The sequence below is a fragment of the Xanthomonas sp. NCPPB 4467 genome (assembly GCF_041475665.2).
Classification (GTDB): domain Bacteria; phylum Pseudomonadota; class Gammaproteobacteria; order Xanthomonadales; family Xanthomonadaceae; genus Xanthomonas; species Xanthomonas dyei.
In genome coordinates this window covers 3,791,322-3,811,898 of record NZ_CM191260.1, presented here as the reverse complement: position 1 = coordinate 3,811,898, position 20,577 = coordinate 3,791,322, and the positions used below count along the sequence as shown (strand labels likewise).

At 63.4% G+C, this 20,577-nt stretch carries 22 protein-coding genes, 1 tRNA gene and 1 other RNA gene; 21 read left to right on the top strand and 3 right to left on the bottom strand.

The window, feature by feature from the left end; all coding sequences use genetic code 11:
- The first annotated feature begins 253 nt into the window (after positions 1–253).
- The 19 genes from ACCQ06_RS16705 to ACCQ06_RS16615 all read left to right on the top strand — a co-directional run bounded on the left by ACCQ06_RS16705 (position 254) and on the right by ACCQ06_RS16615 (position 15,858).
- The gene (locus ACCQ06_RS16705; RefSeq protein WP_104616843.1) at positions 254–781 is read left to right on the top strand and encodes a GNAT family N-acetyltransferase; all 528 of its coding nucleotides are present in this window, start codon (positions 254–256) and stop codon (positions 779–781) included.
- 62 nt (positions 782–843) lie between these two features.
- A non-coding RNA gene (locus tag ACCQ06_RS16700) (sX9 sRNA) lies at positions 844–919 on the top strand.
- 279 nt (positions 920–1,198) lie between these two features.
- Positions 1,199–1,798: an alpha/beta hydrolase gene (locus tag ACCQ06_RS16695; RefSeq protein WP_228323981.1), complete on the top strand. Its 600-nt coding sequence runs from the start codon at positions 1,199–1,201 to the stop codon at positions 1,796–1,798.
- Positions 1,799–1,887: 89 nt separating this feature from the next.
- The gene (locus ACCQ06_RS16690; protein WP_228323933.1) at positions 1,888–2,616 is read left to right on the top strand and encodes a YebC/PmpR family DNA-binding transcriptional regulator; all 729 of its coding nucleotides are present in this window, start codon (positions 1,888–1,890) and stop codon (positions 2,614–2,616) included.
- 130 nt (positions 2,617–2,746) lie between these two features.
- Entirely contained in the window at positions 2,747–3,271 is a 525-nt protein-coding gene (gene ruvC / locus ACCQ06_RS16685; protein WP_055849080.1) for a crossover junction endodeoxyribonuclease RuvC, read from the top strand.
- 118 nt (positions 3,272–3,389) lie between these two features.
- A complete protein-coding gene (ruvA, locus tag ACCQ06_RS16680) occupies positions 3,390–3,974 on the top strand; it encodes a Holliday junction branch migration protein RuvA (protein WP_055849084.1) in 585 nt (194 codons plus the stop codon).
- Positions 3,975–4,028: 54 nt separating this feature from the next.
- Positions 4,029–5,936, top strand: a complete 1,908-nt coding sequence (locus tag ACCQ06_RS16675; RefSeq protein WP_228323935.1) for a potassium transporter Kup — start codon at positions 4,029–4,031, stop codon at positions 5,934–5,936.
- A 2-nt stretch (positions 5,937–5,938) separates the two neighbouring features.
- The gene (locus ACCQ06_RS16670) at positions 5,939–7,042 is read left to right on the top strand and encodes an SMI1/KNR4 family protein (protein ID WP_316687748.1); all 1,104 of its coding nucleotides are present in this window, start codon (positions 5,939–5,941) and stop codon (positions 7,040–7,042) included.
- A gap of 39 nt (positions 7,043–7,081) precedes the next feature.
- On the top strand, positions 7,082–8,122 hold the full coding sequence (ruvB, locus tag ACCQ06_RS16665) for a Holliday junction branch migration DNA helicase RuvB (RefSeq protein ID WP_055849093.1): 1,041 nt from the start codon (positions 7,082–7,084) through the stop codon (positions 8,120–8,122).
- 52 nt (positions 8,123–8,174) lie between these two features.
- Positions 8,175–8,633, top strand: coding sequence for a tol-pal system-associated acyl-CoA thioesterase (ybgC, locus tag ACCQ06_RS16660; protein ID WP_104616848.1), 459 nt, complete (start codon positions 8,175–8,177; stop codon positions 8,631–8,633).
- An 11-nt stretch (positions 8,634–8,644) separates the two neighbouring features.
- On the top strand, positions 8,645–9,424 hold the full coding sequence (tolQ, locus tag ACCQ06_RS16655) for a protein TolQ (protein ID WP_104616849.1): 780 nt from the start codon (positions 8,645–8,647) through the stop codon (positions 9,422–9,424).
- Positions 9,425–9,602: 178 nt separating this feature from the next.
- A complete protein-coding gene (gene tolR / locus ACCQ06_RS16650) occupies positions 9,603–10,052 on the top strand; it encodes a protein TolR (protein WP_104616850.1) in 450 nt (149 codons plus the stop codon).
- Positions 10,042–11,079: a cell envelope integrity protein TolA gene (tolA, locus tag ACCQ06_RS16645; protein WP_316687742.1), complete on the top strand. Its 1,038-nt coding sequence runs from the start codon at positions 10,042–10,044 to the stop codon at positions 11,077–11,079. Before tolR ends, tolA begins: the two co-directional genes overlap by 11 nt.
- A gap of 268 nt (positions 11,080–11,347) precedes the next feature.
- Positions 11,348–12,667, top strand: a complete 1,320-nt coding sequence (gene tolB, locus ACCQ06_RS16640) for a Tol-Pal system beta propeller repeat protein TolB (protein WP_039423448.1) — start codon at positions 11,348–11,350, stop codon at positions 12,665–12,667.
- 57 nt (positions 12,668–12,724) lie between these two features.
- Complete coding sequence (gene pal, locus ACCQ06_RS16635; RefSeq protein ID WP_039423449.1) at positions 12,725–13,243, top strand: peptidoglycan-associated lipoprotein Pal; 519 nt, start codon at positions 12,725–12,727, stop codon at positions 13,241–13,243.
- 6 nt (positions 13,244–13,249) lie between these two features.
- Positions 13,250–14,068, top strand: coding sequence for a tol-pal system protein YbgF (gene ybgF, locus ACCQ06_RS16630; protein ID WP_316687732.1), 819 nt, complete (start codon positions 13,250–13,252; stop codon positions 14,066–14,068).
- Between the two features lie 42 nt (positions 14,069–14,110).
- Positions 14,111–14,794, top strand: coding sequence for a 7-carboxy-7-deazaguanine synthase QueE (queE, locus tag ACCQ06_RS16625; protein WP_104616853.1), 684 nt, complete (start codon positions 14,111–14,113; stop codon positions 14,792–14,794).
- 266 nt (positions 14,795–15,060) lie between these two features.
- Complete coding sequence (queC, locus tag ACCQ06_RS16620; protein WP_316687730.1) at positions 15,061–15,735, top strand: 7-cyano-7-deazaguanine synthase QueC; 675 nt, start codon at positions 15,061–15,063, stop codon at positions 15,733–15,735.
- A gap of 47 nt (positions 15,736–15,782) precedes the next feature.
- A tRNA-Lys gene (locus ACCQ06_RS16615) sits at positions 15,783–15,858 on the top strand.
- 392 nt (positions 15,859–16,250) lie between these two features.
- On the opposite strand, the gene ACCQ06_RS16610 is transcribed toward ACCQ06_RS16615, so the two are convergent.
- The 3 genes from ACCQ06_RS16610 to ACCQ06_RS16600 all read right to left on the bottom strand — a co-directional run bounded on the left by ACCQ06_RS16610 (position 16,251) and on the right by ACCQ06_RS16600 (position 17,765).
- A complete protein-coding gene (locus ACCQ06_RS16610) occupies positions 16,251–16,466 on the bottom strand; it encodes a hypothetical protein (protein ID WP_316687728.1) in 216 nt (71 codons plus the stop codon).
- Positions 16,467–16,623: 157 nt separating this feature from the next.
- The gene (locus tag ACCQ06_RS16605; protein ID WP_316685822.1) at positions 16,624–17,448 is read right to left on the bottom strand and encodes an IS3 family transposase; all 825 of its coding nucleotides are present in this window, start codon (positions 17,446–17,448) and stop codon (positions 16,624–16,626) included.
- On the bottom strand, positions 17,448–17,765 hold the full coding sequence (locus ACCQ06_RS16600) for a DUF1153 domain-containing protein (RefSeq protein ID WP_316685821.1): 318 nt from the start codon (positions 17,763–17,765) through the stop codon (positions 17,448–17,450). The genes ACCQ06_RS16605 and ACCQ06_RS16600 overlap by 1 nt, the downstream gene beginning before the upstream one ends.
- A 167-nt stretch (positions 17,766–17,932) precedes the next feature.
- On the opposite strand from ACCQ06_RS16600, the gene ACCQ06_RS16595 reads away from it, so the two are divergent.
- Together ACCQ06_RS16595 and ACCQ06_RS16590 are read left to right on the top strand one after the other, a co-directional pair.
- Positions 17,933–18,790 (top strand): GAF domain-containing protein, encoded by an 858-nt coding sequence (locus tag ACCQ06_RS16595; RefSeq protein WP_316687726.1) that lies wholly within the window; start codon positions 17,933–17,935, stop codon positions 18,788–18,790.
- A gap of 36 nt (positions 18,791–18,826) precedes the next feature.
- Complete coding sequence (locus ACCQ06_RS16590) at positions 18,827–20,335, top strand: sensor domain-containing diguanylate cyclase (protein ID WP_316692641.1); 1,509 nt, start codon at positions 18,827–18,829, stop codon at positions 20,333–20,335.
- Positions 20,336–20,577: the final 242 nt, after the last annotated feature.

Below are 20,577 nucleotides of genomic sequence, written 5' to 3'. Positions count from 1 at the left end.
TCGGCGTTGCGCTAGTACATGGCCATGCCTCGCATGTGATGGTTATCTTTCCGACGCGCTGCCGTGTGCAGCAAGCGTCGCGCGCTTTGCCAAAACCATCAGCGCCCACACCGAATCCTGCACATGGGTAATCCAAGCACCGCAGATGCTTGCCCGATTCCCGATTCCCGATTCCCGATTCCCGATTCCCCAACTTGCAGAACCGCCGCCGCATGCGAGAAGCTGCCACGTCCACCCGGCACGAGAGGCCCGCATGACCCGCATCCGCCGCGCCACGCCGGACGATGCCGAAGCGCTGTCGCTTCTGGCTGCGCAGACGTTTACCGAAACCTTCGGGCATCTGTATCCGGAAGAAGACCTGCGCGGTTTTCTGCAAGAGACCTATGCGGTGGAGCGTGCGCGTATCGTGCTGGCGCATCCGGACTACGCGATCTGGTTGCTGGAGCTGGACAACCTGCTGGTTGGCCACGCCGCCGCCGGCCCATGCGGTTTGCCGCACGAGGAGGTGCGCCCCGGCGACCGGGAGCTCAAGCGCCTGTATCTATTGAAGGACTACCAGAGCAGCGGCTGGGGCAGCCGGCTGTTCGAAACCGCCTTGGAATGGCTCGAGCGCGACGGCCCACACACCTTGTGGATCGGCGTGTGGTCGGAAAACTTCGGTGCGCAACGCTTCTACGCCCGCTACGGCTTCGAAAAAATCGGCGAATACGATTTCCCGGTGGGCAAGATCGTCGACCGCGAGTTCATCCTGCGCCGCAAGCCGGTGCTGGCGGCGGACTAAGCGCGACGACCCAAACGACTGCACGCGCATCGGACCAACGCGGCCGGTGCCCTGCAATCGGCATGGATCGCTCGGACACGCCGTCTCCCTTGCGCCGTCCACACTCGCCTGGCAGCTGCTCGCTACGGTGTATTCGCCGCTCCAGGCCAGGCCTGCCTTGCCGTTGCGGCGCGGCAAGGCATTCTGTCCTGTCCTGTCCTGTCCTGGCGCGGCTGCGCTTGCCGCAAGATCGGCGCAGCGAACCTGCGATCGCAATCGCGTAGTCGGTGCTGCAGACCCTACGCGCGTCAGACATTCGCCCGACGCTCACCTCTCATCCCGGTACCCACGCCTTTGTCCAGCCCATCGTCGGCCATCCCTGTCATCCCTCGGCGCAGTCCGCGCAAGCACGCGGCCACCGCCACCGCCACCGCCGATGTGCTGCTGGTGCACGGCATCTGGAATACCGCGCACTGGCTGTTGCCGCTCGCGCGCCGGATGCGCGCCGATGGGCTGGCGCCTGCGTTATTCGGCTATGCCAGCGTGCTCGGCGGGCCGGCCCAGGCGGTGCCGCGCTTGATCGAACGCCTGCGCACCAGCCGCGCGCAATTGCTGGTCTGCCACAGCCTGGGTGGGCTGATGGCCCTGCAGGCCTTGTGCGATGCCCCCGACCTGCCGGTGCGTCGCGTGGTCTGCCTGGGCTCGCCCCTGTGCGGCAGCGCCGCTGCGCGCGGGCTGGCCCGGCGCGGGGGCGTCTGGGCGATGGGCCGCAGCGCCGCCCTGCTGCAGCAAGGGTTTGCGCGCTGGGACGGGCCAGCCGAGATCGGCCAGGTCGCCGGGTGCGTGCCGCGCGGGGTCGGCCGCTGGCTGGCGCCGCTGGCCGCTGGTTCGGACGGTACCGTGACCCTGGCCGAAACCCGTCTGCCCGGGCTACGCGACCACTGCGTGGTGCACGCCAGCCACAGCGGGCTGTTGCGCTCGCCAGAAGCCGCCCGGCAGGCGCTGGCCTTCCTGCGCAGCGGCCGCTTTGCGTCTTGAACATCCGCTGGCGGATGTCGCGGCCCCGGTGAGTGCAAGCAATCAGGTAAAATCCGCGCCCTGTCATCCAAGCCAGTCTGGAATCACCCATGGGTAGAGGCCCCTCGATCGAAGGCCGCAAGAACGCCTCCGACGCCAAACGCGGCAAGATGTTCACCAAGATCATCCGCGAGATCAGCGTTGCCGCGCGCGCCGGCGGTGGCGATCCGTCCAACAACCCGCGCCTGCGCACCGCCATGGACAAGGGGCTGTCGGCGAACATGTCCAAGGACGTGATCGAACGCGCCATCAAGAAGTCCACCGGCGAGCTGGAAGGCGTGGAATACGAAGAAGTGCGCTACGAGGGCTACGCGCCCGGCGGCGTGGCGGTGATCGTGGACTGCCTGACCGACAACCGCGTGCGCACCGTGGCCGACGTGCGCCATGCCTTCAGCAAATGCGGCGGCAACATGGGCACCGATGGCTCGGTGGCTTTCATGTTCAAGCGCCTGGGCGTGCTCAGCTTCGCCGCCGGTAGCGACGAAGACACCCTCACCGACGCGGCCATCGAAGCCGGCGCCGACGATGTGGTGGTGTATCCGGAAGACGGCGCCATCGACGTGCTGACCGCCCCCGATGCCTTCGCCCAGGTCAAGGACGCCCTAGCCGCGGCCGGCCTGGAACCGGCCCATGCCGAAATCACCTTCCGCGCCGAAAACGACATCGCCGTCGACGGCGACACTGCCCTGCAGGTCCGCAAGCTGCTCGACCTGCTCGAAGACCTTGACGACGTGCAGGACGTGTATTCGAACGTCGATCAATCGTCGTTTGGCGCCTAAGGCGCCGGGAATCGGGAATGGAGAATCGGGAATCGAAACGGCTGCATCCTGCAGTGCTCGGCAACGTCGAGCACGCCAGTAGGCCGCTTTACCCATTCCCGATTCCCGACTCCCGATTCCCGGCCCCTCGATGACCCGCATCCTGGGCATCGATCCCGGCTCCCAGCGCACCGGGGTCGGCATCATCGACATCGACGAGGGCGGTCGCAGCCGGCATGTGCATCACGCACCGCTGGTACTGCTGGGCGAGGGCGATTTTGCGCAGCGGCTCAAGCGCCTGCTACACGGTTTGGGCGAGTTGATCGAGACCTACCGGCCGGATGAAGTGGCGATCGAAAAGGTCTTCATGGGCAAAAGTGCCGCTTCGGCGCTCAAGCTTGGCCACGCACGTGGCGCGGCAATCTGCGCGGTCGTCATGCGCGATCTGCCGGTGCACGAGTACGCTGCCACCGAAATCAAGCTCGCGCTGGTCGGCAAGGGCGGCGCGGACAAGGTGCAGGTGCAGCATATGGTCGGCATCATGCTCAACCTGAAAGGCAAGCTACAGGCCGACGCCGCCGATGCACTGGCGGTCGCCATCACCCACGCCCACGTCCGCGCCACCGCGCAGCGTCTGGGCGTCACTACCCAACAGGCCTGGAGCCGCAAGAAATGAGAATCAGGAATCGGGAATCGGGAATCGGAAACGCCGAGAGCGGAGTCCACAACGGCGCGTGCTGTGTCGATTCCCCATTCCCGATTCCCCAATCCCGGCACCGCAGCGGCGGTGCCGCGTGATCGGCCGTCTGCGCGGGATCCTGGCCTACAAGCAGCCGCCGTGGCTGGTGATCGACGTAGGCGGGGTGGGGTACGAGCTGGAGGCGCCAATGAGCACCTTCTACGATCTGCCCGATGTCGGCCGCGACGTCATCCTGTTCACCCATTACGCGCAGAAGGAAGACAGCGTCGCGCTGTACGGCTTCCTGCGCGAGGGCGAGCGGCGGCTGTTCCGCGACGTGCAAAAAGTCACCGGGATCGGCGCCAAGATCGCGCTGGCGGTGCTGTCCGGGGTCAGCGTGGACGAGTTCGCCCGCCTGGTCACCGGCGGCGACATCACCGCGCTCACGCGCATTCCGGGCATCGGCAAGAAGACCGCCGAGCGCATGGTGGTCGAGCTGCGCGACCGCGCCGCCGACTTCAGCAGCGGCGCGCCGATCACCGGCCAACTGGGTCCGGATGCGGTGTCCGAAGCCACGGTCGCCTTGCAGCAACTGGGTTACAAGCCGGCCGAGGCCGCGCGCATGGCACGCGAGGCCGGGGCAGAAGGCGACGAAGTCGCCACGGTCATTCGCAAGGCACTCCAGGCCGCGCTGCGTTAAGCGGGCTCGGCCTTTCTCATTCTTCACGCCCTTCAGCGATAACCTGCCCACTCAATGTCACAGACCTCCACTCCCGCAGCTGGCCACGGCCACGCGCCTGCCAACAGCCATATGGCCTTGGTCATCGGCGCCATCGGCGTCGTCTTCGGCGATATCGGCACCAGTCCGCTCTACACCCTCAAGGAGGCGTTTTCGCCGCACTACGGGTTGACCAGCGATCACGACACCGTGCTGGGCGTGCTGTCGCTGGCGTTCTGGGCGCTGATGATCACCGTCACGCTCAAGTACGTCACCATCATCATGCGTGCCGACAACGAGGGCGAGGGCGGCATCATGGCGCTGATGGCGCTGACCCAGCGCACCCTCAAACAGGGCTCGCGCTCGGCGTACGTGGTCGGCATCCTCGGGATCTTCGGCGCTTCGCTGTTCTTCGGCGACGGCGTGATCACGCCGGCCATCTCGGTGATGGGCGCGGTGGAAGGCCTGGAAATCGCCGCGCCCAGCCTGCACCCCTTCATCGTGCCGATCACCGTCGTGGTACTGCTGATCGTGTTCATGGTGCAGCGCTTCGGCACCGAAACGGTCGGCAAGGTGTTCGGCCCGATCACCTGCCTGTGGTTTCTGTCGCTGGGCGCGATCGGCATCTGGAACATCGTCGATGCGCCGGAGGTGATGAAAGCCTTCAACCCGTGGTGGGCGATCCGCTTCTTCATGCAGCACGGCTGGCACGGGGTGTTCATCCTCGGCGCGGTGGTGCTGGCGGTGACCGGCGGTGAAGCGCTGTATGCGGACATGGGCCACTTCGGCGCACGCCCGATCCGGCATGGCTGGTACTTCTTCGTGCTGCCGATGCTGCTGCTCAACTACCTGGGCCAGGGCGCACTGGTGCTCAATCACCCTGCCGCACTGAAAAACCCGTTCTTCGAAGCGGTGCCCAGCTGGGCGCTGTACCCGATGATCATCCTGGCCACGCTGGCGGCGGTAATCGCCTCGCAGGCGGTGATCACCGGTGCGTATTCGGTAGCCCGCCAGGCCATGCAGCTGGGCTACATCCCGCGCATGCAGATCAAGCACACCTCGCGCACCACCATCGGCCAGATCTACGTACCCGGCATCAACTGGCTGTTGATGGTGATGGTGATCGCGCTGGTGCTGATCTTCCGCAGCTCCACCAATCTGGCCGTGGCGTACGGCATCTCGGTCTCGATGACGATGCTGATCGACACCTTGCTGCTGGCCCTGGTGGCGCGCTCGTTGTGGCCGCGCTGGCGCAACTGGGTGCTGCCGCTGTGCGTGGTGTTCTTCATCATCGAGCTGGCGTTCGTCATCGCCAACGGCGCCAAGCTGCTCCAGGGCGCGTGGTTCCCGCTGGCGCTGGGCATCGTGGTGTTCACCCTGATGCGCACCTGGCGGCGTGGCCGCGCGCTGCTGCGCGAGGAAATCCGCAAGGACGGCATCCGCATCGACAGCTTCCTGCCGGGCCTGATGCTGGCGCCGCCGGCGCGCGTGCCGGGCATGGCGGTGTTCTTGACCGCCGACCCGATGGTCGTGCCGCATGCGCTGATGCACAACCTCAAGCACAACAAGGTGCTGCACGAACGCAACATCTTCCTCAACGTCGACACCTTGCCGATCCCGTATGCGCCGGTAGACAAGCGCCTGCAGATCGAATCGATCGGCGACGAGTTCTACCGCGTCTACGTGCGCTTCGGCTTCATGGAAACGCCCGACGTGCCACTGGCGCTGATGCGCTCCTGCGACCAGGGCGGCATCCATTTCGACCCGATGGACACCACCTTCTTCGCCAGCCGCGAAACCATCGTGGCCAGCGCCAACCGCGGCATGCCGATCTGGCGCGACAAGTTGTTCGCGCTGATGCATCGCAACGCCGCCCCGGCCACCGGCTTCTTCCGTATTCCCGGTAACCGCCTGGTCGAGCTGGGCGCGCAAGTGGAAATCTGAGCGTGGCTGGTCTGCAGTGGATGGTCTACGGCCGCTCGCCGAGCCTGGACACCTTCTGGGACGAAGCGCTGAATCTCGGGCGTGTACCGGCCAGCGAGGCCGCGCAAGCGCGGCTCGAGGTGCATCTGCCGACGTGGCTACGCACGTTGTATGCGCGCTATGACGGCGGCGCGGTGCAGATGGCGCGTGTGCAGTGGCTGGAGCAGCCGGACAACTGGCTCACCGCCGAATGGCTGATTCCGCGCGCGCGCCTGCTTGGCAGCGCGGAGCTGTTTTCCTTCGCGCAGGTGCGTGCCCGCGAGGACTACCGCGATGACGCATTTGCCGGTCTGGCCGCCGGTGGCGACGATCGCCGCCTGATCGTCATCGCCGCCGACCACCGCTCACCCAGCCGGGCCTTGTGTCTGGATTATTCCGTGCCCGGCGCCGAGCCCAGCCTGGTCTATGTCGATGCAGGCGGGAACCGTCGGTTGATCGTGTTCGAGAACGTGGACGCTCTGCTGTCGCAGCTGGTCGATGTCGTGTACTGGTCGCCGGCATTGCAGGCCAAGCACGATGTGAGCGAGCGCGTGCACTGGCAGCCTCAGCCGCCGGCATTGCGCACCTTCTGGAGCGGCCCCGGGCATTGGAACGACACCGCAGCGGCTGCAGATGCCGGTGCGCTGGCCGCTGCCGAAACGCGGCTGGACGTGCGCTTGCCGGCGTTGTTCAAGCGCCTGTACAGCGTCCAGGACGGCGGCGACACGGACTGGTGCTGGGTGCCGCGCACGCGCTTTGCTTGCGCGCATTACGTGGATTGGGAATGCGTGCTGGTGGATCGGGATCTATCGCCGCTTGCACAGATCGGCAGCGTGCTGGACCTGGCCGCGGCCTTCGAAGACCCGGACGACTTTAGTGCGGCGGCGTGCCTGCATGCCGGCCTGGACCAGGTGCTGTCGTGCCACAACGTCGATTGCCTGCTGTGCCTGGACTATCGCGCGCGCGGCCCGCAGTGCGAGCCGGAAGTCGTCTATTTCGAGAAATGGGAGGGGCTGGTCCCGACCTGGCGCGCGCCCAGCTTCGATGCGTTCTTCAGCGTGCTGCGGCAGGCCGATCTTGATTTCTAGAGGCTGCGCCGCCCGCGCGCGGCATGCGAAGATGGCGGGATGACCGAACAGCGCATCATCGCCAGCAGCGCCACCCGCGAAGACGATGCCGCCGATGCGAGCATCCGCCCCAAACGCCTGGCCGATTACCTCGGCCAGCAGCCGGTGCGCGAGCAGATGGAGATCTACATCCAGGCTGCCAAGGCGCGTGGCGAGGCGATGGATCACGTGCTGATCTTCGGCCCGCCCGGCCTGGGCAAGACCACGCTAAGCCACGTCATTGCCAATGAGCTGGGCGTCAACCTGCGCTCCACCTCCGGGCCGGTGATCGAAAAGGCCGGCGATCTGGCCGCGCTGCTGACCAACCTGCAGCCGCACGATGTGTTGTTCATCGACGAAATCCATCGGCTGTCGCCCGTGGTGGAAGAAGTGCTGTACCCGGCGATGGAAGATTTCCAGATCGACATCATGATCGGCGACGGCCCGGCCGCACGCTCGATCAAGATCGATCTGCCGCCGTTCACGCTGATTGGCGCCACCACCCGCGCCGGCCTGCTGACCGCGCCGTTGCGCGACCGCTTCGGCATCGTGCAGCGGCTGGAGTTCTATTCGCCGGCAGAGCTCACCCGCATCGTGATCCGCTCGGCCGCGATTCTTGGCATCGACTGCACGCCCGACGGCGCCGCCGAGATCGCGCGTCGCGCACGTGGCACCCCGCGTATCGCCAACCGGCTGCTGCGCCGCGTGCGCGATTTCGCCCAGGTCAAGGCCGCCGGCCATATCGATCTGCCGGTGGCGCAGGCGGCCATGCAGATGCTCAAGGTCGACCCGGAAGGCTTCGACGAGCTCGATCGCCGCATGTTGCGCACCATCGTCGAACATTTCGACGGCGGCCCGGTGGGCGTGGAATCCTTGGCCGCCTCGTTGTCGGAAGAGCGCGGCACGCTGGAAGACGTGATCGAGCCTTACCTGATCCAGCAGGGTTTTCTGATCCGCACCGCGCGCGGCCGCATGGTCACCACCAAGGCCTATCTGCACCTGGGCCTGAAGCCGCCGCGCGACCGCGCACCAGCCATCGGCGAGCCGGGAGACCTGTTCTGATGACGCTCCGCTTGTCGCTCGCCCGGGCCGTCTCGATCAACAATCCGTCCCCATGACCGCCGATTCCCCATTCCCGTCTCCCGATTCCCCGCCTGTATTCAGTTGGCCGACACGCGTCTACTGGGAAGATACCGACGCCGGCGGGGTGGTCTACCACGCGCGCTACGTTGCTTTCATGGAGCGCGCGCGTACCGAGTGGATGCGCGCGGCCGGTTACGGGCAGGATCTGATGCGCCAGGACCACGGTCTGGTGTTTGCGGTCCGCTCGATGCAACTGGATTTCCTCAAGCCGGCCCGGCTCGACGACGCGCTGTCTGTGTCGGCGGTATTGCTGAAATGCAAACGGGCCAGCCTGCTGTTTGCGCAGTCGGTCCGTCGCGAAGGCGAGGTGCTGTTGACTGCCGAGGTGCGCATCGCCGCACTCGGCACCAGCGACTTCCGCCCGCGCGGCATGGACGATGCGCTGTATGACGTGTTGAAAGCTCTAGAAACCCCAGAATCAGATGACTGAGGAACGAACGGATGTCGATTGCATTGCTCCTGGCCCTGCAGGACACGGTAGTGGAAGCACTACCGCAGGAAGTCACCGCGGCCGCGGCGCAAACCGCCACGGCGGCGCATAACAGCAGCATCAACTATGTTGATCTGATCCTGCGCGCCAGCATCCCGGTGAAGATCATCGTGCTGTTGCTGTTGATCGGCTCGTTCATCAGTTGGGTGATCATTTTCCGCAAGGCGCGTGCGTTCAAGCAGGCCAACCGCGAGGCGGACGAGTTCGAAAACCGCTTCTGGTCCGGTGCCGATCTTGCCAAGCTCTACGCCTCGGCAACCGACCGCAACCGCAGCGTCGGTGGCCTGGAATCGATGTTCGAAAGCGGGTTCCGCGAATTTTCGCGGCTGCGCGATCGCCGCCGCCTGGATGCGCGCGTGCAGCTCGAAGGCGCACAGCGCGCCATGCGGACCGCCTTCACCCGTGAGGTCGATCAGCTGGAGCGCAATCTCGAATTGCTGGCCAACATCGGCTCCACCGCGCCGTACGTCGGCCTGGTCGGTACCGTGTTCGGCATCATGGTGACCATGCACGACATGGTCAGCAGCGGCGAGCAGGCCGGTATCGCCGCCGTGGCACCGGGTATTTCCGAAGCCTTGTTCGCCACCGCCATCGGCCTGTTCGTGGCGATCCCGGCGGTGTGGGCCTACAACCGCTTCACCACCCGCGTGGAACGGCTGTCGGTGCGCTACGAAACCTTCGCCGACGAGTTCAGCTCCATCCTGCAGCGCCAGGCTGGCGCGGACGAGTAATGCGCCTCTCTCGCAAGCTCTCTGGCCTGCGCGCGCGCGTTGCAGACGCCTGCGCAGCGCAGCGGCTGGATACGTCCAGCGCCAATGCGCATGCGCCGGTCTGCGTCGCTTGGACAGGCGAGCCACTGGCGACAGAGCGCACACGTGGGTGCGAGGGATTAATGAGGAACGTTTCGCGATGATTTCCGGTATTTCCCGCCGTAAGAAGCGCAAGCTCAAATCCGACATCAACGTCGTGCCATACATCGACGTGATGCTGGTGCTGCTGATCATCTTCATGGTGACCGCGCCGCTGTTGACCCTGAGCACCGACGTCACCCTGCCGAGCTCGCGCGCCAAAGCGCTGGAAAGCAAGCAGGACCCGATCGTGGTGGTGGTCGCCGCCGATGGCCAACTGGCATTGCAGCTGCCCAAAGGCAAGCCGCAGGCCATGGACGTCGATGCGCTGCAGGCGCAGCTGGCCGCCATCGTGGCGCAGGACAAGGACGCACGCGTCGTGGTGGCCGGAGATCGCGCCGCGCCGTACCAAAAGATCATGGACGCCATCGACGTGCTCAAGCAGGCCAAGGTCGAGAAGGTCGGCCTGATCTCCGACTCCGGCGGCACTGCAGGCAGCGATGCACGCTGACGCACTCCCCACCCAGGGCGCGCGCGAGGATGGCTGGTTGCGACCGGTCATGCTGGCCTTGGTCGTGCATATTCTGGTCGCGCTGGTGTTCATCGCCGGCTGGCTGTGGTCGCCCGAACGCTCGGTCGAACCGGCGGCGGGCGACCCCAGCATGGAAGCCTCGCTGGACGTCTCTGCCGCCGAGGCGCGCGTGGCCCGTCAGGCGCTGAAGGCCACGCCGTTGGAAGCACCGCCGCCGCCGGCGCCATTGCCCGAGCCAGCCCCGGAAGACAGCGTGCCGCCGCCGCAGCCGATTCCCGAGCCGCGGCCACAAGATGCGCCCACGCAGCAGCAGGCACAGGCGCAGGAACGCGTTGCCCAGCCGGACAAGGTCGACCAGGACAAGGTCGATGCGTTAGCCATTTCAGAAGAGAAGGCCAAGCAGGAGCAGGAAGCCAAGCGTCGCCAGGAGCAGATCGACCTGACCGAGCGTAAGCGTCAGGAAGAGGCCGAGCAGAAGCTTCGCCTGGCCAAGCAGCAGGAAGAGGCCGACGCCAAGAAGAAGCAGGCCGCTGCCGAGCAGGCTGCCGACGCCGAGCGCCAGAAGAAGATCGCCGACATCCGCCGCCAGCGTGAGCAGGCCACCAAGGAGGCCGCGCTGGCCGAGCAGAAGCTGCGACAGGTTGCGGCTGCGCGCGCGCAGCAGGCCTCTGCCGCGGCAGCGACCAGTGCGCAGCCGACTGCAGGGCAGGGCGGCACCAGCACCGACCTGTCGGCCAAGTACGCTGCTGCGATCCAGCAAAAAGTGCTGTCCCAGTGGGTGCGCCCGCCATCGGTGCCGCCGGGGCAAAAGTGCACCATCAACATCCGTCAGTTGCCCGGTGGCAGCGTGATGGAGGCCAAGGTCGCGCCGGGTTGCCCGTACGACGAGGCCGGCCAGCGCTCGATCGAGGCTGCGGTGTTGAGCGCACAGCCGCTGCCGTATCGCGGGTTCGAATCGGTGTTCCAGCGCAATCTGACCTTCGTATTCACCGCGCAGGATCAGTGAGCGCGGCGGTGGATCGTGGTGCGGCAGCTTGCGAGCGCTGCGCCGGGGTATGAGGCGTCTGATGACAACCTGGTCTATGCGTTGTCGTCTCATGTCTTGCCGGCGTGGATTGCGGCTCGGTAGCGCCCGACCGGCGTCAGGCTTGCCGGAGTTGCCTCGCCGTTGGACCGCTCGCTCCATTTTCACGTTGTCTCGTTCATGATTGCGAGTATGTTCACTCGCTGATTGGTATCCCTTGCACACTTTTCCTGCCCGATCCGAGCCGTCCATGAAAAAACCGCTGCGTTGGCTAGCTGCCTTGACCGCCCTGTTGTTGCCGCTGAGCGCACTCGCGCAACAGCAAGGGCTCACCATCGACATCGTGGGCGGTAGCGCCTCGGCGACGCCGATCACCGTCGTCCCCATGCCCTACCAGGGCTCCGGCACTGCACCGCAGACCGACGTGTCTGCCGTCGTCGGCGCCGACCTGGATCGTTCCGGCCAGTTCCGCACGTTGCCGGTGGCGCAGATCGTCGAAAAGCCGACCCGCGGCACCGAGGTGCAATTCCAGACCTGGCGCACGCTCAAGCAGAACTACATCGTCGTCGGCCGCGTGATGGATGCGGGCGAGGGCGCGTATCGCGTCGAGTACGAACTGTTCGACGTGGCCAAGGGCGAGCGCATGCTCGGTCTGGCGATGACCGCGCGCGCCAATGCGATGCGCGACGTGTCGCACCAGATGGCCGATGCGATCTACGAAAAAATCACCGGCGTGCGCGGCGCGTTCTGGACCCGTATCGCCTACGTGACCGCCAGCGGTAAGGGTGGCGCCATGCGCTACGCGCTGATGGTGGCCGATTCGGATGGCTACAACCCGCAGACCATCGTGCGCTCGGCCGAGCCGCTGCTGTCGCCGAACTGGAGCCCGGACGGCAAGAAGCTGGCCTACGTGAGCTTCGAGCGTGGCAATTCCTCGATCTACCTCCAGGACATCGCCACCGGCGCACGTGAGCTGGTCTCTAGCTTCCGCGGCATCAACGGTGCACCGTCGTTTTCGCCGGATGGCCGTCGCCTGGCGCTGGCGCTGTCGCGCAGCGGCAACCCGGAGATCTACGTGATGGATCTGGGCAGCAAGCAGCTGACCCAGCTGACCAACCACTTCGGCATCGATACCGAGCCGACCTGGGCGCCGGATGGCGGCAGCATCTATTTCACCTCCGATCGCGGCGGTCGCCCGCAGATCTATCAGGTGGCAGCCAGCGGCGGCAGCGCCAATCGCGTCACCTTCCAGGGCAATTACAACGCGACTGCCAGCGTGTCGTTCGACGGCAAGAAGATCGCCGTGGCACAGGGCAGCGGCAACAGCTACCGCATCGCCATGATGGATCGCAGCCTGGGTTCGCCCAGCTGGAGCACGCTCTCGCCGGGTTCGCTGGACGAATCCCCGAGCTTTGCGCCCAACGCCAGCATGGTGCTGTACGCCGCACGTGAGGGTGGCCGGGGCGTGCTTTACGCCGTGTCCGCCGACGCTCGGGTCCGCCAGCGTCTGGTTCTGGCCGATGGTGATGTGAGAGAACCCGCTTGGGGGCCTTACCGAACCGCGCATTAATGTTAATATTTCGCTGCGTTAAACCACTCATTGGCCCAGAGCCTCCATAGGTATCCCATGAACAAGTCCACCCGCGTCTTGCTTGTCTCCCTGTTGTCCGTTGCCGTGCTGGCTGGTTGCTCGAAGAAGGTGAAGGAAACTCCGCCTCCCGCAACCGATACCACCGCCGGTTCCTCCGTTCCCACCGGCCCGGCCACCTCTGGCCTGTACGGCCCGGGCGACCTGGATACCGATGCTTGCCTGCGCCAGCGCGTTGTCTACTTCGATCTGGATCAGGACTCCCTGAAGCCGGAATTCCAGGCCATCATGGCGTGCCACGCCAAGTACCTGCGCGACCGTCCGTCCTCGCGCATCACCCTGCAGGGCAATGCTGACGAGCGCGGTTCGCGCGAGTACAACATGGGCCTGGGCGAGCGCCGCGGCAACGCTGTGTCGTCGTCGCTGCAGGCTGCCGGTGGTTCGGCCAGCCAGCTGACCGTCGTCAGCTACGGTGAAGAGCGTCCGGTCTGCACCGAAACCAGCGAAAGCTGCTGGTCGCAGAACCGTCGCGTCGAAATCGTGTACACGGCTCAGTAAGAAACGATGCGCTTTCGAGTGACATCTCTGTTCGTCGCGGCGGCCCTTGTGGTCGCCGCGCCGGCATACGCCCAGCGAGCCAGTCTCGCTGATCGTGTGGCGGTGCTCGAGCAGCAGCAGGCCAACAGTCAGGCCAACAACGATCTTCTCAACCAGCTGCAGCAGGCGCGTTCGGACCTGCAGGGCTTGCGTGCGACCGTTGAACAGCTGCAGCACGACAACGAGCAACTCAAGCAACAGTCCAAGGACCAGTATCTGGACCTGGACGGGCGTCTGAACCGGTTGGAAGGTGCAGGTGGCGCAACGCCTCCGCTGCCTTCTGCCACCGGCAGCGTCCCCCCAGCCCCGGCTCCGGCCGCGCGGCCTGCAGCGGCGGCCACTTCCGAGAAGCCGCCGTCCGTCCATGGCGATGCAGGGACCATGGCTGTCAGCAACGATGAGCGCACTGCCTACAACGTCGCGTTCGATGCATTGAAGAACGGCAAATACGACGACGCGTCGCAGCTTTTCTTGAGTTTTCTCGAGCTTTATCCCAATGGTGTCTACACCCCCAATGCGCTGTATTGGCTGGGTGAGAGTTATTACGCCACCCGCAATTTCCAGCTTGCCGAGGCGCAGTTCCGCGATCTCGTCAGCCGCTATCCCACGCATGACAAGGCCGCTGGCGGTCTGCTGAAGCTCGGCCTGTCGCAGTACGGCGAAGGCAAGAACAACGAAGCCCAGCAAACCTTGCAGCAGGTCGTCTCGCAGTACCAGGGCTCGGACGCAGCACGTGTCGCCCAGGAACGCCTGCAGTCCATCCGTCTCGGCCAGCAACTGCGCTGAGCCCGCGCGTCGTCGCCTGTTGGCGCGGCGCATACTTTGCCCATGAACGCCGCCGCCGTCCCCAGCGAGATCGTCCAGTCGCCGTTGCCGCGATTGAAGATCACCGAAATTTTCCTGTCCCTGCAAGGCGAAGCCGAAGCGGCTGGCTGGCCGACCGTGTTCGTGCGCCTGACCGGCTGCCCGTTGCGGTGCAACTACTGCGATACCGCTTACGCCTTCCACGGCGGCCAGTGGCATGACATCGACGCGATCGTGGCCGAGGTCGCCAGCCATGGTGTGCGGCATGTCTGCGTGACCGGCGGTGAGCCGCTGGCGCAAAAGCGCTGCCTGGTATTGCTGCAGAAGCTGTGCGATGCAGGTTTCGACGTGTCGCTGGAAACCTCCGGCGCACTGGATGTTTCCGAGGTCGATGCCCGCGTCTCGCGTGTGGTCGACATCAAGACGCCCGCTTCCGGCGAGGAGCAGCGCAACCGTTGGGACAACCTGGCATTGCTGACCGCACGCGACCAGATCAAGTTCGTGATCTGCAGCCGCGCCGATTACGAATGGTCGCGCGAGATCGTCGCAACGCACGCGCTCGACCGTTGTTGCACGGTATGGTTTTCGCCCAGCAAGAGCGAAGTCACGCCGCGCCAGCTCGCCGACTGGATCGTGGCCGATCGCCTGCCGGTGCGCTTCCAGATGCAGCTGCACAAGATTCTCTGGGACGACGAGCCGGGCCGCTAAGCGCGAGGAATAGAGCGACTGGTCGTCGTGCCGGATGGCTCGATCAAACGCGATTGCGCCGGAACTGTGTGAGGTGTCATTGGCCATCGCCAGCGGCGTGCTATTGATGCACTAGCGTCTGCATTCTGACCTCGGCTACAAAGCAGTCTCCAGCGCCTCCGTTGTGTTGCCTCGGTTGATGAGCGTGCCGAACAGACCGCTCGGCATCGCGGCCCGGCGCCGACCCTGCTAGCCTTTGCGTCTTCCGTTGTCGATGCCGTCCTGAAATGAAAAAAGCTGTCGTTCTGTTGTCCGGAGGCATGGACTCCGCCGCTGTCATTGCGCTCGCGCAGGAGCAGGGCTTTGCCGTGTACGCGCTGAGCGTGCGCTACGGTCAACGCCACACCTCCGAACTGGATGCGGCCGCACGCGTTGCCGCGGCGCAGGGCGTCGTCGCGCACAAGGTGGTCGATGTGGATCTGCGCAGCATCGGCGGCTCGGCGCTCACCGACGACATCGAGGTGCCGGAGGCCGGCGGCGACGGCATCCCGGTCACCTACGTGCCCGCGCGCAACACCATCATGCTGTCGCTGGCGCTCGGCTGGGCCGAAGTGGTCGGCGCCAACGACCTGTTCTGCGGTGTCAATGCGGTGGACTACTCCGGCTATCCGGACTGCCGCCCCGAATTCGTGCGCGCCTTCGAAATACTGGCCAACCTGGCCACCAAGGCCGGCGTGGAAGGCGCAGGCCTGCGCGTCCACGCACCGCTGCAGTTCCTCAGCAAGGCGGACATCGTGCGCGAAGGCGTACGCCTGGGCGTGGACTTCGGCCTCACCGTGTCCTGCTACCGCGCCGACGCCGACGGACGTGCCTGCGGCCACTGCGACGCCTGCCGGCTGCGCGCCGCCGGCTTTGTCGACGCCGGCGTTCAGGACCCCACGCATTACACGATTTCGTCTTGACGCCTGTGTAGGGTAGAATGCGCACCCCGACGCGCAGTCGGGTCAGTGGGCCGTTAGCTCAGTCGGTAGAGCAGAAGACTTTTAATCTTTTGGTCGATGGTTCGAATCCATCACGGCCCACCACTTAATTCAGCAGGTCAGATGGCGCCGACGGCGCCTTTTTTTGTGCGGCAGGGAAATTGCCGCCGCCTTTATCTATGGCGACCCAATGCAGGTGTCCGATGGACGCGGCGTGCTGGACTATTTGCAGTGCCGGCACAACGCACCGCGCTGATCACTGGCCGGCTCTAGGCGAGCGGTGGTCTCACGGCCGCCGCTACGGCAAAGCCTTCGCCGCGGCACAAGTGGGTTCGGGAGCGCGCGCTCACTTGCATGCCGACAAAGCTCGCACTTCAAGTGGATGCACCTGTGATTGTCCAAGTGCGTACGCTTGTTGAGGGACTGAGCGCCGGTTCCGTTGTTCACCGAAAGTCAGATCGTTGCCACGCCAAAGCGGGTGGAGTGCTGCTGCCAGGTTAAAGATCGTGCCGCAATGCCAGAGCAGTCGATGTGGCAAGCCAAGCAATCAACCAAGCAATCAACCAAGCAATCAGCCAGGCAATCAGCCAGGCAATCAGCCAGGCAATCAGCCAGGCAATCAGCCAGGCAATCAGCCAAGCAATCAGCCAAGCAATCAGCCAAGCAATCAGCCAAGCAATCAGCCAAGCAGAGCGCGATGCCTCGGCAATCACGAGATGGCACCACACGGGCGGAGCCTGGGCGAGGGAAGCTCGCCCGCGCCTTGACCGCTGTTGGAGCGACCAGAAGAGCTGTTGAGGCCGCTAGTGACATCGAGTGCAGGGGCGGTCTGTTCTTGGCGCTGTAATGACCCATCGGTTTCTGCACAGGTCAGGTGGTTAATGTAGCGGCATAGGCTTGGTCAGGCGTCATCATCTTCAGTGCCTGATGCGGCCGCTGCCGGTTGTAGAACCCAATCCAGTCGCCAATGACGCGTAGGGCGTGGGCCAGGCTCTCGAACCGGTGCCGATGGACGCACTGTTCCTTGAGTGTTCGGATGACGCGCTCGACCATCCCGTTCTGCTGCGGACAGTGTGGCGTGATGAACTCCTGCTTGAGGCCGTAGCCGGCGACCAGGCGGGTGTAGTCGCGGCTGGTGAAGACCAGGCCATTGTCCGAGCGCAGCAGGAACGGCTCCTTGACCTTGCCCAGCGTGCCGAAGCGGGTGATCAGCGCCTGCTCCAAGGCCGCCACGGCGGTGCTGGCCCTGCCTGTGCGCGAGAGCTGCCAGCCCAGCAATTGCCGGGTATGGCAATCGATCACCAGGGCCAGGCTCAGCCAGCCGTCCTTGCCGCCCCAGACCCGACACAGATCGGTGGCCCAGCGTTGATTCGGCGCGCTGGCCACCGAGGGCAAGGCCTCGATCCGCGGTCGCTTGCCCACGGCCCGCTTGCGCACCTGCCAGCCCTTGATCTGAAAGATCCGCTGCACCGTGTTCTTGTTCATCCCCAACAGTCCGGCCACCGTCCGATACCCGAACGACGGCTCGGCCTCGATCATGGCTTCGATCGGTGCGGCCAGCTCCGGCTTCACCTTCGGCACTGCCTTGCGCGGCGTGTAGTACACGCTGCGCCGGGCCACACCGAACCAGCGGCACAGCTTGACCATCGAGACGTCGAACCCGTCCTCCTTCAGGCCCTGCTGGATCGAGACCATCAGCTCTCGTCCTTGCCCAGCAGGGCTGACAACTTTTTTCGGGCGCGCAGTTCCAGCATGGCCTCGCCGTAGGCTTCCTGCAGGTCCTTGAGCTGGCGTGCGTACTGCTCGCGCACGTCTTCTGGTTTGGCCCGCAGCGCGTTCTCCAGCCCGCGCTTACCTTCCTCGACCCAGCCTTCGATCTCATTGGGCGTCAGGTCGAATTGCCGGCTGGCCAAGGCCACCGTCGTCTTCCCCTGGATGATCTCCAGCACCAGCGCCGACTTGCGCCGGGCCGTCCAGCGCTTGATCTGTTCTTCGTCCATCACTGCACTCATCGATGTCTCCTCTGAAAACTAACACCTGAGCAGAGTTTCAGTGGGTCTTTACAGCGCCCCAGAAGCAAAACCGGGCGCGCGAGCGCTGATCCAACTTGAGAAGTGAGTAAGGCCTCTAAATCTTGGCATCGGAGGTATGATGGCTCGGCCTTCTTCGGTGTTTGACTATGCTTATTGCACCGTATCCCCAAAACGAGCAGGCGCGGCTTCGCCTTCTTCGTCAACTCGATATATTGGATACCCCAGCCGAAAGCGTCCTTGACGAAGTCACTCACGCGTTGGCGCAGGGGTTGGATGTCCCTATTGCGTTGATTTCCCTTGTTGAGGGAGATCGACAGTGGTTCAAATCCAAAATAGGCCTTGATGCTTGCCAGACCTCTCGAGATGTCTCGTTCTGTGCTCACGCCTTAAGTGCTGACGAGCCTCTTATCGTCAATGACGCATTGATGGATGAAAGGTTTGCCGACAATCCCCTTGTGCAAGGCCCGCCGTATATTCGCTTTTACGCAGGTGTTCCGTTACGCGGCGATAACGGTTTGGCTATTGGGACCCTGTGTGCTATTGATGCCAAGCCCAAAGAAATCAACGCCGAGGAAATTAAGTTGCTTAGGCAGCTGGCCTCGAAGGTAAGTGGCCTTATATTCAGTCGTTTAAATGATGGCGCGCTGCTGGCGCGATCGAAGCAAAAAGGGTTTGAAATATCGCCGGTGGCGATGGCCGTCTTTGATGGTGGCGGAAGAGTGACTGCTGTTAATTCGGCCTTTTGCAGGTTGTTGGAAAAGCCTGCGAATACACTGGAATCTTGCAATGCAAGCGCGCTTTGGTCAAATGACTCTGGCGATTTTTTGAGTTTGCAACACTGTGCTGGCAGTGGGGCCGCATTTCCAGTGCGTGTGCTCAGCGGGGAGCATGTCACTGGTCGTCGAGCCTGGCTTCGCGTCGTCGAGGATGAAGATTATTCAGCGAGCTTCGTGGCTCTCTTATTCGTCGAAGAGGATATCAGTCAGTGGGGTGGGCATGAATAATGGCGGCTCGGGAATCTGCTGTGGAATAAAGTCGTGATGGCATCCATCAGGCAGCAACGGCTGATTATTAGGTCTATTCCCTATTTTGCTGTGGCAATGATTGTTTTGCTGCTTGGGACTAACGCGTATCAAGCTTGGATCGGGTATGATTACGCCTTAAAAACAGCACGGGAGACGACAGGGAATCTCTCTCATTCGATTGCGCAGCACGCAGAAGATGCGATTAAGGACGCTGAGATACTGTCTCTTGGAGTGGTGGAGCGCATTGAAGGGGACGGCCTTGAGAATATTGACAAGAACCGGTTGCAGCAGCTCTTTCGTCGTCAGTTGAGTAGTTTGCCAGAGTTGCACGGTATCTTTGTGTATGATGAAAACGGAAAATGGGTCGTTACTGGTAAGGATGTTATTCCGGCATCAGCTAATAATTCAGACAGGGAGTATTTTATTTATCACAAAGAACACGCGGATGAGGCGATACATGTTGGAGATGTGATCACCAGCCGTTCTACCGGAGAACTCATCATTCCGGTATCGAGAAGAATAAATAAGCGGGATGGAAGCTTCGGAGGGGTTTTTCTCGTCACCCTGCGTGTGAAATACTTCAGTGATTTTTACGCCCAATTTCAATTGGAAGAGCAGGGTGTCGTGGTCCTCTCCTCCAGTGCGGGAAAGATCATGGTGCGCCACCCGTTTGACCCCGCCATGATAGGAAAGAGTATTGCGCAAGGGGATATCTTTAGGATGTATTTGCCGCGCTCTCCGAGTGGTGTGGCAATGGTTGTGTCAATTACAGATAAAGTTGAACGGATGTATGGCTATGAACGCCTCGGTCGCTATCCGTTAGTGGTCTTGGCGGGTAAGTCGAAGCAGGCAATCTTGGCAGCGTGGTACGCAAGCCTCAGCAGATCGCTGCTTATGTTGTGCCTGATATTATTTATTCCAGCGCTTTTTGTGGTTCTTATTTCACGCCAAATACGGCAGACATTGCGAATTGAGGATGAACTACGTCTGGCTTACACCGCTGTTGAAGCCATCGCAATGCAAGATAGCTTGACCGGCCTAGCGAATAGGAGGCAACTGGATGCGGTTCTGCCCGCAGAGATTGGCCGTGCGCGACGCACCGCATTGCCACTCGGGGTCATTATGGTGGACATAGACCAGTTCAAGCTTTACAACGATCGCTATGGGCATCCAGCAGGCGATCTTTGCATTAAAGCGGTGGCCAACGTCCTCAAAAATCAGGCGCGCCGCGCTGGAAATCTTGCGGCTCGCTATGGTGGCGAGGAGCTAACGGTGCTCTTGCCGTCCAGCGATTGGGCTGCTCTGAAGATGACAGCTGAGCGAATGGTGCAGCGTGTTGCTGAACTTTCCATCGAACATCTCGATAGTCCGTATGGGCATTTAACAATAAGCGTAGGCGCATGTCTTTTCGATTCCTATAACGAAGAAGTGAGCGCGGACGAATTGTTGAGACAAGCCGACGAAGCGCTTTACGCGGCAAAGCAGGCAGGCCGCAACTGTGTCCGCCTTGCTCAAAGACTCTGACCATGAGAGCCGCATGCATGCGGCGAGGAATGCGAATAGCCAGGCGGCCAAGCAAGTAGGTCCACGCCAGCGCCTAGGCAACGGCATTACACCGGGCACGCCGTTCGCACTGATGGCCTAGGGGTGCTGCACAGATGTCGGTAAAAGTGCGGGTAATGCCTTGCGAAGCGAGGGCACCGGGGCAATCCTCCGGGAAACTTGCGGCCATAAGTCGCTGATCGATATGCGAAAAATCGCTTTCT

Bases quoted from the DNA above. Each gene is read 5' to 3' on its own strand.
- ACCQ06_RS16590 (WP_316692641.1), top strand. From the start codon at position 18,827: ATGGCATCCATCAGGCAGCAACGGCTGATTATTAGGTCTATTCCCTAT.
- ybgC (WP_104616848.1), top strand. From the start codon at position 8,175: ATGACCGCCGATTCCCCATTCCCGTCTCCCGATTCCCCGCCTGTATTC.
- tolB (WP_039423448.1), top strand. From the start codon at position 11,348: ATGAAAAAACCGCTGCGTTGGCTAGCTGCCTTGACCGCCCTGTTGTTG.
- ACCQ06_RS16705 (WP_104616843.1), top strand. From the start codon at position 254: ATGACCCGCATCCGCCGCGCCACGCCGGACGATGCCGAAGCGCTGTCG.
- ACCQ06_RS16675 (WP_228323935.1), top strand. From the start codon at position 4,029: ATGTCACAGACCTCCACTCCCGCAGCTGGCCACGGCCACGCGCCTGCC.
- tolA (WP_316687742.1), top strand. From the start codon at position 10,042: ATGCACGCTGACGCACTCCCCACCCAGGGCGCGCGCGAGGATGGCTGG.
- ACCQ06_RS16595 (WP_316687726.1), top strand. From the start codon at position 17,933: ATGCTTATTGCACCGTATCCCCAAAACGAGCAGGCGCGGCTTCGCCTT.
- pal (WP_039423449.1), top strand. From the start codon at position 12,725: ATGAACAAGTCCACCCGCGTCTTGCTTGTCTCCCTGTTGTCCGTTGCC.
- ACCQ06_RS16605 (WP_316685822.1), bottom strand. From the start codon at position 17,448: ATGGTCTCGATCCAGCAGGGCCTGAAGGAGGACGGGTTCGACGTCTCG.
- queE (WP_104616853.1), top strand. From the start codon at position 14,111: ATGAACGCCGCCGCCGTCCCCAGCGAGATCGTCCAGTCGCCGTTGCCG.
- ybgF (WP_316687732.1), top strand. From the start codon at position 13,250: ATGCGCTTTCGAGTGACATCTCTGTTCGTCGCGGCGGCCCTTGTGGTC.
- tolR (WP_104616850.1), top strand. From the start codon at position 9,603: ATGATTTCCGGTATTTCCCGCCGTAAGAAGCGCAAGCTCAAATCCGAC.
- ACCQ06_RS16690 (WP_228323933.1), top strand. From the start codon at position 1,888: ATGGGTAGAGGCCCCTCGATCGAAGGCCGCAAGAACGCCTCCGACGCC.
- ACCQ06_RS16600 (WP_316685821.1), bottom strand. From the start codon at position 17,765: ATGAGTGCAGTGATGGACGAAGAACAGATCAAGCGCTGGACGGCCCGG.
- queC (WP_316687730.1), top strand. From the start codon at position 15,061: ATGAAAAAAGCTGTCGTTCTGTTGTCCGGAGGCATGGACTCCGCCGCT.
- ruvB (WP_055849093.1), top strand. From the start codon at position 7,082: ATGACCGAACAGCGCATCATCGCCAGCAGCGCCACCCGCGAAGACGAT.
- tolQ (WP_104616849.1), top strand. From the start codon at position 8,645: ATGTCGATTGCATTGCTCCTGGCCCTGCAGGACACGGTAGTGGAAGCA.
- ruvC (WP_055849080.1), top strand. From the start codon at position 2,747: ATGACCCGCATCCTGGGCATCGATCCCGGCTCCCAGCGCACCGGGGTC.